Annotated in this window: 13 protein-coding genes; 9 read left to right on the forward strand and 4 right to left on the reverse strand. The window is 67.2% G+C overall.

Annotated elements, in window-relative coordinates; translation table 11 throughout:
• Positions 1 to 175 precede the first annotated feature (175 nt).
• Both msrA and XarbCFBP7408_RS00910 read right to left on the reverse strand, forming a co-directional pair.
• Positions 176 to 826, reverse strand: coding sequence for a peptide-methionine (S)-S-oxide reductase MsrA (msrA, locus tag XarbCFBP7408_RS00905; RefSeq protein ID WP_104560529.1), 651 nt, complete (start codon positions 824 to 826; stop codon positions 176 to 178).
• Positions 827 to 908: 82 nt separating this feature from the next.
• Positions 909 to 1424 carry an SgcJ/EcaC family oxidoreductase gene (locus tag XarbCFBP7408_RS00910; RefSeq protein WP_104560531.1) on the reverse strand — a complete coding sequence of 172 codons (516 nt, stop codon included), beginning with the start codon at positions 1422 to 1424 and terminating at the stop codon, positions 909 to 911.
• 124 nt (positions 1425 to 1548) lie between these two features.
• Here XarbCFBP7408_RS00910 and XarbCFBP7408_RS00915 point away from each other — a divergent pair, with 124 nt between their 5' ends.
• Genes XarbCFBP7408_RS00915 through XarbCFBP7408_RS00925 form a run of 3 tightly spaced genes read left to right on the forward strand, consistent with a single transcriptional unit; the run spans position 1549 to position 4624 of the window.
• Positions 1549 to 2256: a helix-turn-helix transcriptional regulator gene (locus tag XarbCFBP7408_RS00915; RefSeq protein ID WP_104560533.1), complete on the forward strand. Its 708-nt coding sequence runs from the start codon at positions 1549 to 1551 to the stop codon at positions 2254 to 2256.
• Positions 2253 to 4163 (forward strand): ATP-binding protein, encoded by a 1911-nt coding sequence (locus tag XarbCFBP7408_RS00920; protein WP_104560535.1) that lies wholly within the window; start codon positions 2253 to 2255, stop codon positions 4161 to 4163. Before XarbCFBP7408_RS00915 ends, XarbCFBP7408_RS00920 begins: the two co-directional genes overlap by 4 nt.
• Positions 4160 to 4624 carry a response regulator gene (locus XarbCFBP7408_RS00925; RefSeq protein ID WP_104560537.1) on the forward strand — a complete coding sequence of 155 codons (465 nt, stop codon included), beginning with the start codon at positions 4160 to 4162 and terminating at the stop codon, positions 4622 to 4624. Before XarbCFBP7408_RS00920 ends, XarbCFBP7408_RS00925 begins: the two co-directional genes overlap by 4 nt.
• Positions 4625 to 4751: 127 nt before the next feature.
• Here the strand turns inward: XarbCFBP7408_RS00925 and XarbCFBP7408_RS00930 are convergent, their stop codons facing one another.
• Positions 4752 to 4982: a DUF2007 domain-containing protein gene (locus XarbCFBP7408_RS00930; protein ID WP_104560539.1), complete on the reverse strand. Its 231-nt coding sequence runs from the start codon at positions 4980 to 4982 to the stop codon at positions 4752 to 4754.
• A gap of 1 nt (position 4983) precedes the next feature.
• Positions 4984 to 5625, reverse strand: a complete 642-nt coding sequence (locus XarbCFBP7408_RS00935) for a glutathione S-transferase family protein (RefSeq protein WP_104560541.1) — start codon at positions 5623 to 5625, stop codon at positions 4984 to 4986.
• A gap of 246 nt (positions 5626 to 5871) precedes the next feature.
• Between XarbCFBP7408_RS00935 and XarbCFBP7408_RS00940 the strand changes: the two genes are divergently transcribed.
• The 6 genes from XarbCFBP7408_RS00940 to rlmM all read left to right on the forward strand — a co-directional run bounded on the left by XarbCFBP7408_RS00940 (position 5872) and on the right by rlmM (position 11474).
• The gene (locus XarbCFBP7408_RS00940) at positions 5872 to 7611 is read left to right on the forward strand and encodes a glutamine--tRNA ligase/YqeY domain fusion protein (RefSeq protein WP_104560543.1); all 1740 of its coding nucleotides are present in this window, start codon (positions 5872 to 5874) and stop codon (positions 7609 to 7611) included.
• Between the two features lie 388 nt (positions 7612 to 7999).
• Complete coding sequence (locus XarbCFBP7408_RS00950; protein ID WP_104560545.1) at positions 8000 to 8929, forward strand: DMT family transporter; 930 nt, start codon at positions 8000 to 8002, stop codon at positions 8927 to 8929.
• 103 nt (positions 8930 to 9032) lie between these two features.
• Positions 9033 to 9233, forward strand: a complete 201-nt coding sequence (locus XarbCFBP7408_RS22640; RefSeq protein ID WP_181106148.1) for a hypothetical protein — start codon at positions 9033 to 9035, stop codon at positions 9231 to 9233.
• A gap of 220 nt (positions 9234 to 9453) precedes the next feature.
• Positions 9454 to 9834, forward strand: coding sequence for a hypothetical protein (locus XarbCFBP7408_RS00960; RefSeq protein ID WP_104560549.1), 381 nt, complete (start codon positions 9454 to 9456; stop codon positions 9832 to 9834).
• Complete coding sequence (locus tag XarbCFBP7408_RS00965; RefSeq protein ID WP_104560551.1) at positions 9834 to 10394, forward strand: nucleoside deaminase; 561 nt, start codon at positions 9834 to 9836, stop codon at positions 10392 to 10394. Before XarbCFBP7408_RS00960 ends, XarbCFBP7408_RS00965 begins: the two co-directional genes overlap by 1 nt.
• Positions 10395 to 10430: 36 nt before the next feature.
• The gene (gene rlmM, locus XarbCFBP7408_RS00970) at positions 10431 to 11474 is read left to right on the forward strand and encodes a 23S rRNA (cytidine(2498)-2'-O)-methyltransferase RlmM (protein ID WP_104560553.1); all 1044 of its coding nucleotides are present in this window, start codon (positions 10431 to 10433) and stop codon (positions 11472 to 11474) included.
• Positions 11475 to 11700: the final 226 nt, after the last annotated feature.

Consider the following 11700-nt stretch of genomic DNA (forward strand, 5'->3'; position numbering starts at 1 on the left):
CGCGAAGGCCGCCCAAAAAAAGATGGCCACGTCGTCTCCGACGTAGCCATTCAAGTTGCCTGGCATGCACTCCCATGCGCTGCCTGATCGTGATAACGCTGCCGGTCACTGTTGGCCATCGGCACGCCGCCACGATCATGTGGATGACAGCGCTTCAATCCGGCCCGCCTTTCCGTCAGGCATCCAGCCCGATCGGGCAGCTCACTCCCGTTCCGCCAAGCCCGCAATAACCATTGGGATGCTTGGCCAGATATTGCTGGTGATCGTCTTCGGCGTAGTAGAACGTGGGCGCCGGGAAACGGATCTCCGTGGTGATCGCGCCATACCCGGCGGCGTCCAGTTGCTGCTGGTACGCATCGCGGCTGGCAAGCGCGGCATCGTATTGCGCCTGTGTCGTGCAATAGATCGCCGAGCGGTATTGCGTGCCGACGTCGTTGCCCTGCTGCATGCCCTGGGTGGGATCGTGGCTTTCCCAGAACGTGCGCAGCAATTGCGCAAACGACACCGTCTGTGCGTCATAGACCACCAATACCGCCTCGGTGTGGCCGGTCTGCCCGGAACACACCTCGCCGTAGGTGGCGTTGGGTGTCTCGCCGCCGGCATAACCCACCGCCGTGGTGTACACCCCGGGCAGGTTCCAGAACTTGCGTTCTGCGCCCCAGAAGCAGCCGAGCCCGAATTGCACCTGGGCCAGGCCGGTGAACTCGCCGCGCAACGGATGGCCGTTGATCAGATGGGTGTTGTGGAGCGGCAGTGCCTGCTCGCGTCCGGGTAAGGCCTCGCCCGGACGTGGCATGCGTTGTTTGAAAGCGCCGATTCCCAGCATGGTGCAACTCCGCAATCGTGAGGACTGCCTGCTGGATGGCGCCGACCGCAGCGGCTTTCAAGCCGCTGCGGCCAATACGGCATTACTTCTTGGTCAACGAGGCGGTGGCGGTGTCCACTTCCGGCATCGCCGAGCTGTGGTGGTTGATGATCAGCCATTTGCCGTCACGCTTTTCGTACACGAAGGTGTAGCGCGCCTGCACATTGGTCTTGCTGCCGTCCTTGTCGGTCAGCGTGAAGGTGTAGACGCCGGCATCCACCGCGCTGTCGTCATCGAGCACGCGCACGGTGCGGTAGTTGACGACGCCCTGCGGCTTCTTGGTCAGGAACATCTCGAAGTACTTTTCGATCTGTTCGCGCGAGGCGCGGACCTCGTTGGAGACGGTCGGCAGCAACACGCCGTCCGGCGCGTACAGATCGGCCACCTTGTCCGGATTGCCGGTGGCCAGTGCCGCGTTCCAGGTATCGAACAGCGCGGCGACTTCGCGCTCTTCGCCGCCGGCCGGCAACGTGGCCTTGTTGGTGTAATGCATCACGCCGCCAGCCAGCGCCGGGGTGGCAGCCAGAGCCAGAACCAGAGAGAACAGAATGCGACGCATGGGAAATCTCCGTGTGGTTGATGGGGGTGCCTCATCGGGCAAGCTCAGTATCGAAACCAAGCGGCCCCCACAATTCTGCCGATTGGCATATACTCAAATATGCTGATCGGCCTAGAGCGAAGTCATGGAAACCCCTACCAATGCTGGTGATTGGCGCCTGACACTACGACGCGAGGCATCCGACAGCGCACGCTGGCAGGCGCTCTGGGAGGCTGCGGTGGCGCTGCGCCAGGTACAGACGCCGGAACAGGCCTGCGACGCGGTGCTGGGCCGGGTGCTGCTGTTGCTGGGCCTGGAACATGGCGCGGTGCTGGCACAGCGCGGGCCACGCGCGCAGGTGCTGGCCAGCCGCGGCCGCGCATTGCCGCCCGGTGCCAGCGCAGCCGGCGACAGCCATGAAGCGGCCTGGCTGATGCCACCGCGCCCGGCCGATATCCGCGAGGCCAAGGTGCCGATCCAGGCACTGGGCAGCACCCTGGGCATGCTGTGCGTGGCCTGGAACGACCACCGCCCCGCGCCCGGCAACGACGATGTGCAGGCGCTGCAGGCCTTCGCACTGCTGCTGCCGGCGATGGTGGCCGAACCGGCCAAACCGCTCGCCACGCGTCGGCGCAAGCCGGTGCAGGACGACCGCCTCGGCGCGCTCAGCAAACGCGAGAAACAGGTGCTGTCCCTGCTGCCGCGCGGCCTCACCAATGCGACACTGGCAGCTGAACTGGGGATTTCTGCCGGCACGGTCAAAGTGCATGTGGAGCGAATCCTGCAGAAACTTGAGGTAAAAGATCGCACCCAGGCCGCGGTGTACGCGGTCCAAGCCGGACTCGCGCTATGAATGCATTGGCGGTGCGTTGGAACGATTGGCCGATCACCCGCAAGAGCCTGGCGGTGGTGACCCTGCCGCTGCTGCTGCTGGCGGTCGCCCTGATGGCGATCTACAGCGTGGAGCGGCAGAACATCGCCGCCGAGAACGATGTGCGGCAAACGCTGGAAGTGTTGAGCGATCTGTACGAAGCGCACGCGCTGCTGGCCGAAACCGCAGCCGGCGTGCGCGGGTATCGGCTGGTGCGCCGCGATGAATTCCTCACTCCGTACCGCGATGCCGAGCCGCGCCTGCAACGGGTGGCCGAGCGGCTGTCGCAACGCATCACCGACCCGGGGCAGGCACAGCGGTTTGCGCGCATCAAGCCGTTGTTTGCGGAAAAAATGCAGGGCTGGCGCCGGTTGCTGGCACCGGATCTGAGCCGCGAAGAAGAGATCCGCCAGCTGTGGGACGGCAAGTACAAGCTCGACATCCTGCGTGCCGAACTGCGCGAACTGCGCAATTACGAAACCGCGCAATTGCAGGTGCGTACCGCCAAGGCGCAGGGGCTGCGCCAGCGCAATCTCATCATCACCTTAAGTGCGGCGATGCTGGGCGGCCTGGGCGCGGTGTTTGCGGTGGCGTGGTTCGCCTCGGCGCTTTCCGGGCGCCTGCGCACGCTGGCCGCCAATGCCGACCGGCTGGGCGAAGGCCTGCCGCTGGCCCCGCAGCCGCGGGCCGGCGACGAGCTGGGCCAGGTCGGCCAGCGCCTGGCGCAGGCCAGCGAACTGCTGGCCGCGCGTGCGGCCGAGGCGCAACTGGCACGGCGCGAGGCAGAAACCGCCAACCGTGCAAAGACCGAGTTCCTGTCGCGCAGCAGCCACGAATTGCGCACGCCGCTCAATGCGATCCTGGGCTATGCGCAGGTACTGGAGATGGATCTGCCCGAGCCCGGGCATCGCCGTCATCTGCAGCATATTCTCGGTGCCGGCCGGCACCTGCTGGGGCTGATCACCGAGCTGCTGGACATCGCGCGTATCGAAGCCGACCAACTGGATCTGAGCCCGGAGCCGGTCTCGGTCCGCGCGGCCGTCCACGAGGCGCTGGGCCTGATCGCACCGGACGCGGACAAGCATGGCATCGCGCTGCAGCCGGCCGTCATCGACGGGCCGTGGACGGTGCGTGCAGATGCGCAGCGGCTGCGCCAGGTGCTGCTCAACCTGCTGTCGAATGCGGTCAAGTTCAATCGCACCGGCGGCCAGGTGCAGGTGAGCGCGCAGCCGGATGGCGAGCAGGTGCGCATCACCGTCGCCGACCAGGGCGCGGGCCTGACGCCGGCGCAGATCGAGCGGCTGTTCACGCCGTTCGAGCGGCTGGGCGCGGAGCGCTCGGCGGTGGAAGGCACCGGCTTGGGCCTGGCCCTGAGCAAGCGCCTGATCGAGGCGATGGGCGGACGCATCGGTGTGGACAGCAGCCACGATGGCGCACGCTTCTGGATCTCGCTGCCGCAGGGCGAACCGCAACGCAGCGAGCCGGCGCGCGCCATCGTGCCGCCGAGTAGCACGGGCAGCGGCGTGTGCCGGCTGTTGAGCATCGAAGACAACCCGTCCAACCAGGCCCTGATCCGTACCCTCAGCGAACGTCGCCCGCAATGGCAACTGCTGGAAGCGGCCAGCCTGGCGCAGGCGCGCGAGCTGCTGCAGCACGGCGTGCCGGACCTGATCCTGCTGGATCTGCATCTGAGCGACGGCAACGGCGAAGAACTGCTGCGCGAGCTGCAGGCGCAGCCGGCCACGGCCGGCGTGCCGGTGGTGGTGATCAGTGCCGATGCCACCACCGCCACCCTGGCGCGCGTCGGCAATCAGGGCGTGCGCGCGTATCTGACCAAGCCGCTCGATGTGGCGGAATTCTTCACTGTGATCGACGGGCTGCTGGCATGACACGCGACCAGATCCTGGCTTCCCGCATCCTCATCGTCGACGACGAGCCGGCCAATGTGCGGCTGCTCGAAGACCTGCTGCAGCGCGAAGGCTTCCAGCAGGTCATCGCCACCACCGACCCATTGCGGGTGATGGGGCTGGTGTCGGCATTCGCGCCGGACCTGATCCTGCTGGATCTGAAGATGCCGGAACTGGACGGCTATGCACTGCTGGAACAACTGGCGCGGCTGTCCGATCCCGGCCACTTCCTGCCGGTGATCGTGCTCACCGCCGACCCCAGCCGCAGCGCGCGCCATCGCGCCCTGGGCCTGGGCGCCAAGGACTTCCTGACCAAGCCGCTGGATACCTTCGAGGTCGCGCTGCGGGTCTGGAACGTGGCCGAAACCACCGTGTTGTTCAAGCGCCTGCGGGCGCTGGCGGCGCCGGATGCGGCGCCGCCGGGGTGGCGTCAGCAGAGTTGATGGACGCGCGATCGAGCGATCCCCTCGTAGGAGCGCACCCGGGCGCGACGGGTGTTTCCGGGAATGCCCGTCGCGCCCGGGTGCGCTCCTACGCCAGGCATTGCGCGGGCGCCTAGCTCGCTCAACGCTACAGCGCCCGCGTGACCTGTCCGCACAGGCCAATGTCCGCCAGCACCGCCTGGGCCTGGCTGAGATGCATGTCGGCCACGCAAACCTGCAGCACGCCGAAAGCAGGCAGCTCGCCGGCACCGCCCAGCAGCGACTCTCCGAACACGAATGCGGTGATGCCGGCATCCTCCAGCGCATGCTTGGCCAGATGCGCGTCGATGATGTGACTGGCGCGATAGGCGATCTGCATGTCAGCCGCGCTCCAGGCGTTCGCGCTCGGCGTCCTGCTTCCACTCGCGCAGTGCCGGCAGCGCATCCAGTGCGGCCAGGTAATCGCCGGCAGCCTCGAACAGCGGCACGCCGTAGCTGGCAAAACGCAGCGCGACCGGGGCGAACATCGCATCGACGATACCGAAGTCGCCGCACAGGAACTGCCCGGCATGGCCATGCTCGGCGCGCAGGCTGGCCCACAGCGCCTGGATGCGGGTGATGTCGCGCTCGGCAGCCGCGTCCCAGCGGGCCGGGCCGGGCATGCGGGCCAGATTCATCGGCAGCTGGGTGCGCAAGTCCGCAAAGCCCGAATGCATTTCCGCCGCCGCGGCGCGTGCCTGCGCGCGCACGGCCAGCTCGGCCGGCCAGCCGCGGCCATCCAGCCAGCGTTCGTTGACGTATTCGCAGATCGCCAGCGAGTCCCAGACGTGCAGGGTGTCGTCCCACAGCACCGGCACCTTGCGGGTGGGCGAATAACCGGCGATGCGGGCCTGGAATTGCGGCGTATCCAGCGGCAGCGCGATCTCTTCGAACGGTACCTGGAAATGCCGCAGCAGCAGCCACGGGCGCAGCGACCAGGAGGACCGGGTCTTGTCGCCGATCACCAGGCGGGGCAAAGGCATGCGTGGGGCACTCCGACGGATCGCCGCAGCGTACGCGCCGGCGGCGGTGCCGGCCAGCCCACCGTGCCGCCTGCCGATGGCAACCCCGGCCTGGGTGCGGTCAGCCCATGCAGGCCCCGGCAGCAAGGCGCTTGCGCGCAGGATCACCGCGCACAGGCCACGCGCGATGTCCGGCCCCCGATACGCCGCCTACCCCTAACCGGTGCCACCGCCTAAACTTGCGGTTTACCTATTGCTGATGCGCGCATGTCCGATACCCTAGCCACCGACGCCACCGCCCCGGCGGAGAAGAAAGACTTCATCCGCCAGATCGTCCGCGAGGATCTGGCCAGCGGCAAGCACACGGTCATCCGCACCCGCTTCCCGCCCGAGCCCAACGGCTACCTGCACATCGGCCATGCCAAGGCGATCTGTCTGGATTTCGGGCTGGCCGCCGAGTTCGGCGGGCTGTGCAACCTGCGCCTGGACGACACCAACCCGGCCAAGGAAGACCCCGAGTTCGTGCTCGCCATCCAGGACGACGTGCGCTGGCTGGGCTATGACTGGGCGCAGTTGCGCCACGCCTCGGACTATTTCGAGGTGTATTACCTGGCCGCGCAGAAGCTGATCCGCGACGGCCACGCCTTCGTCTGCGATCTCTCCGCAGAACAGGTGCGCCAATACCGCGGCACGCTGACCGAGCCCGGCCGCAATTCGCCGTTCCGCGAGCGCAGCATCGAGGAAAACCTGGACCTGTTCCAGCGCATGCGTGCCGGCGAATTCCCCGACGGCGCGCGCACGCTGCGCGCCAGGATCGACATGGCCAGCGGCAACATCAATCTGCGCGACCCGGCGCTGTACCGCATCAAGCATGTGGAGCATCAGAACACCGGCAACGCCTGGCCGATCTACCCGATGTACGACTTCGCGCATTCGCTCGGCGATGCGGTGGAAGGCATCACCCACTCGCTGTGCACGCTGGAATTCGAAGACCATCGCCCGCTCTACGACTGGTGCGTGGACAAGGTGGATCTGGTCGGCCATCCGGAATTGCTGCAGCCGCTGCTGGACAAGGGCCTGCCGCGCGAGGCCGCCAAGCCGCGCCAGATCGAGTTCTCGCGCCTGAACATCAACTACGCGGTGATGAGCAAGCGCAAGCTCACCGCGCTGGTGGAAGAACAGCTGGTGGATGGCTGGGACGACCCGCGCATGTACACGCTGCAGGGCCTGCGCCGGCGTGGCTATACGCCGGCGGCGATGCGCCTGTTCGTGGACCGTGTGGGCATCAGCAAGCAGAACTCGCTGATCGATTTCTCGGTGCTGGAAGGCTGCCTGCGCGAGGATCTGGATGCGGCCGCGGCGCGCCGCATGGCCGTGGTCGAGCCACTCAAGCTGGTGCTGACCAATCTGCCGGAAGGCCACACCGAGACGCTGCAATTTTCCAATCACCCCAAGGACGAATCCTTCGGCACGCGCGAGGTGCCGTTCGCGCGCGAGCTATGGATCGAGCGCGAGGATTTTGCCGAAGTCCCGCCCAAGGGCTGGAAGCGCCTGGTGCCCGGTGGCGAGATCCGCCTGCGCGGCGCCGGCATTGCGCGCGTGGACGAGGTGATCAAGAACGACGCGGGCGAGATCGTCGAGCTGCGTGGCTGGCTGGACCCGGAATCGCGCCCAGGCATGGAAGGCGCCAACCGCAAGGTCAAGGGCACCATCCACTGGGTCAGCGCGGTGCATGCGGTGGAAGCGGAAATCCGCCTGTACGACCGCCTGTTTTCGGTGGAAAAGCCCGACGACGAGTCCGAAGGCAAAACCTATCGCGACTACCTCAACCCGGAATCCAAGCGCAGCGTGCGCGGCTACGTGGAGCCGAGCGCAGCGCTGGCAGCGCCCGAGCAGGCATTCCAGTTCGAGCGTACCGGCTACTTCGTCGCCGACCGCCGCGACCATAGCGCGGCCACACCGGTATTCAATCGCAGCGTGACCCTGCGCGACACCTGGGCCAAGTAACCAAAGGCCGAAATACAACGACGTCCGCTCGAAGCGGGCGTCGCTGCCACCGAAGGCAGGCGGTGATCGCGCCGCCTGCGGATGCACCATCTGCGTCTTGTCAGGCGCCCTCCCCGGCCTTTATCGCCGACGCGGAGCAACGCCTCGCCACGCATTTACTCCATCCAGGCCGGCACGCCAGTGCTGGTCGCCCATGCACGGCAGTGGCATCGCTAGATCAATCAACGCAATCGACGACCCGCAGCATTCGGCCGGCAGGTCACGACAGCGCAGCGCGCTGCAGCAACGCCGTCGCTACGACGTCGGCGCTTCAAACTTCTGCAGTGCTCGCCTTGATCAACCGGCTGCCGCACGGCACGCTGCGACGCACGCCCTGAGGAACAGCACGATGCGTGAACGCTTGATGGTGGGTGTCGCCTGCGGAATCGGTGCAGGCTCGCTGTGGGGGCTGGTGTTTCTGGCGCCGCAATTGCTGGCCGCATTTACGCCGCTGCAATTGGCGGTGGCGCGCTATCTCTCGTATGGCGCGGTGGCGGCGTTGGTGCTGGCCCCGCGCGCGCGGCAGACCGCTGCCCGGCTCGGCCGCGCCGAATGGTGGGCGCTGGTGCGTCTGAGCCTGATGGGCAATTTGATCTATTACGTGCTGCTTGGCAGCGCCGTGCAGTGGGCCGGCAGTGCGGCAACCGCATTGATCATCGGGCTGTTGCCGGTCGTGGTCACCGTGATCGGCACGCGTACCGCAGGCGCGGTGCAATTGCGCCGTCTGGCGGCGCCCTGCGTGCTGTGCGTGATCGGCGTGGCGTTGGTGGCACTGGACACCGTGCAGGACGACTCCGGCCAGCAAGCGAGCGACCGCCTCACCCGCGTTGCCGGCCTGCTGTGCGCGGTGGGTGCGCTGGTGTCGTGGGCGGCGTATTCGATCGCCAATGCCCGCTGGTTGCGGCGGCGCCCGGATCTGTCCGGCGGCGACTGGTCGCTGCTGACCGGCGTGGTCACCGGCGCATTGGCGCTGTTGCTTGCGCCGGCCGCGCTGATCGGCAGCGCGCCCCATGCGCCGATCGACTGGGCCAGTTTCTGGGGCATTTCGCTACTGCTGGGCATCCTGGCCTCGGTGATCGGCAACGCCTTGTGGAACCGGGCCAGCCGCGTGTTGCCGCTGACCCTGGTTGGCCAGATGATCGTGTTCGAGACGGTGTTTGCGTTGCTGTACGGCTTTGCCTGGGAAATGCGCCTGCCCACGCCACTGGAACTGGCCGCCATCGCCTGCCTGCTGGTCGGCGTGCTGTGGTGCGCAGCACTGCATGCGGAAGCGAAATGACGCCGGCACCTGATGCACGCAGCGGCCTAGATTGCAGGCTGTGTCCGCCAGCAATGCCGCCATGTGCCTCCCACACCCACGCTTACGCCCACCTGCAGCCACGTTGCGCAGCGCGGTGTTTTCGCTGTCGATCGGCCTGGCGGCCTGCTCGCCGCAGCCGCCCGTCCCGAACGCGGTGACCCCGGCCGAGGTGTTCTGCACGCTGCTTCCGGGCCGGCCAGATGAGGATCTGCCCAGCGATCGCCGCGACGAAAGCATGCAGCAACTGGACCTTGCCACGCGCTGCCACCGGGCGCTGCACTGACAGCGTTGACGACCCTGAGGCTGCGGGCGTGTTGCGGTCACCCGCCGCGCGCCGGCCAGCGTCATCCGCCGCAACGCGCGCAAGACCTGGATCGCGGGGTTTGCCGTCGCTGATCCAGCGCGCGCCACATTCCGCGCATCCGGGGCTTACCATGGCCGCTCACCTGTCCTGATCGGAGCGGCCGCATGTCCGTCTTTTGTCCCGGTGTCTGAGCACGCTGTTGCTGCTGGCCTGTCTGGTGTCGATCGGCTGCGTGGCCGCACCACCGGCCGATACCGCCGCGCCGCCTCCGGCGACCGGCTCGGCAAGTGGCCCGGCCACCGGCAAACCGATCACCGTCACCACCACCTGCCGCACCGATGCCGATTGCACGGTGAAGGACGTCGGCAACTGTTGCGGTGCATTTCCGGCCTGCGTCAACGTCGACAGCGCCACCGACCCGAAGGGCGTGCTCGCGCAGTGCCAGGCCAGCGGCATGATGAGCGTGTGCGGCTTCCGCGAAATCAGCGCCTGCCAGTGCGTGGCCGGGCAATGTGCCGCAAAGGACGCCCAGGCCGATACACTGCGCCCCGCCACTTCCCCTACTGAAACGGTCCACTGATGCTTTACGCGCAAGTCCACCTCACGCTGCCCGACTGGATCCACGCGCATGTCGACGACAGCCGCGCCTATCCCAGCGACGGGGACAAGGTGGCGCTGGCAATCGAACTGTCGCGGATGAATGTGCAGGAGCGCAGCGGCGGCCCGTTCGGTGCGGTCGTGTTCGGCCCGGACCACCGCATCATCGCTGCGGCGGTGAACCGCGTGGTGCCGCAGAGCACCTCGCTGGCGCATGCCGAAAACATGGCCTACATGCTCGCGCAACAGCGCCTGCAGACGCCGCGCCTGAACGATGTGCTGTCGCCGGTGACGCTGGCCACCTCCGCGCAGCCGTGCTGCCAGTGCTATGGCGCCACGGTGTGGGCCGGCATCGACCGCCTGCTGATCGGCGCACGCGCCGACGACGTGATGGCACTGACCGAATTCGACGAAGGCCCCCTGCCTGCCGATTGGGTGGGCGAGCTGACCCGCCGCGGCATCGAGGTGGTGCGCGACGTGCATCGCGACCAGGCCTGCACCGTGCTGCGCAACTATGGCGAGGGCGGCGGTGACCATTATTGACCTGCCCCGCAGCGATCGCGCACGCCAGGCACTGCGATGAGCGGCCTGCTGTGTTATTGCCGCCAGGGCTTCGAGCCGGAGCTGGCCGCCGAGTTGAGCGCGCGCGCCGCAGTCGTCGGCATCGCCGGCTATGCGCGTACCCAGCGCAACGACGGCTATGTGCTGTTCGTCTGCGATGAGGCCGCACAACTGGCTGCCAGGCTGCACTGGCGCGAGCTGATCTTCGCGCGGCAGAAGCTGATGGTGATTGCCGAACTCAAGGACATCGACCCCAAGGACCGCATCACGCCGATGCTGACCGCCCTGGAAGGCCAGCCGCGTTTCGGCGATCTGTGGGTGGAACACCCGGATTCGGACGCGGGCAAGCCGCTGGCAGGGCTGGCGCGCAGCTTCGGCAACGCCTTGCGTCCGGCCCTGCGCAAGGCCGGCCTGCTCACCGACAAGCCGCAGCCGCGCCTGGCACGGCTGCATGTCTGTTTTCTCGACGGCGACCACGCCTTGCTGGCGGTGGCCGACAGTGCCGACAGCGCGCCGTGGCCGCTGGGCATTCCACGTTTGAAGCTGTTGCCGGAGGCGCCATCGCGCTCGGCGCTCAAGCTCGACGAAGCCCTGCTCACCCTGCTCGCACCGGACGAACGCGACGCGCTGGTCAAGCCCGGCATGCGCGCCGCCGATCTGGGCGCAGCTCCCGGCGGCTGGACCTGGGTGCTCACCCGCCAGCATGTGCATGTCACCAGCGTCGACAACGGCCCGCTACGCGAGCATGTGCTGGAGACCGGCCTGGTCGAGCATCTGCGCGCCGACGGCTTTCATTGGAAGCCTGCGCAGGCGCTGGACTGGATGGTCTGCGACATGGTCGAGCAGCCGCGCCGCGTGGCCGAACGCATGGCCACCTGGATCCGCGAGGGCTGGTGCCGCAACACCATCTTCAACCTCAAGCTGCCGATGAAAAAGCGCTGGGACGAGACCCGGCTGTGCCTGGACCTGTTCGAACAGCAGGCCGAGAAATCGCTGATCGTGCGTGCCAAGCAGCTGTATCACGATCGTGAGGAGATCACGGTGTTGGCGATGCGGGGTTGAGAGCGGGGAATCGGGATTGGGGAATCGTGGGAGCTGGGATTCGGGATTGGGGATTCGGGAATCGTAAAAGCGGGGGGATTGGTGGCGTTGTTGCGGTGGGTGCTGGCGGGTATCGCGTGAGTTGGTGTGGTGATTCACCTGCGGCAGTCGCGCTGATGGCAGTCCGGCGTGGTTGCTGGGTAGCCGCTTTTTGGTAGTCGACTGCATGGCCCTTGGGGACTTCATC

This window comes from Xanthomonas arboricola pv. guizotiae, assembly GCF_002940205.1.
GTDB classification, from domain to species: domain Bacteria; phylum Pseudomonadota; class Gammaproteobacteria; order Xanthomonadales; family Xanthomonadaceae; genus Xanthomonas; species Xanthomonas arboricola_C.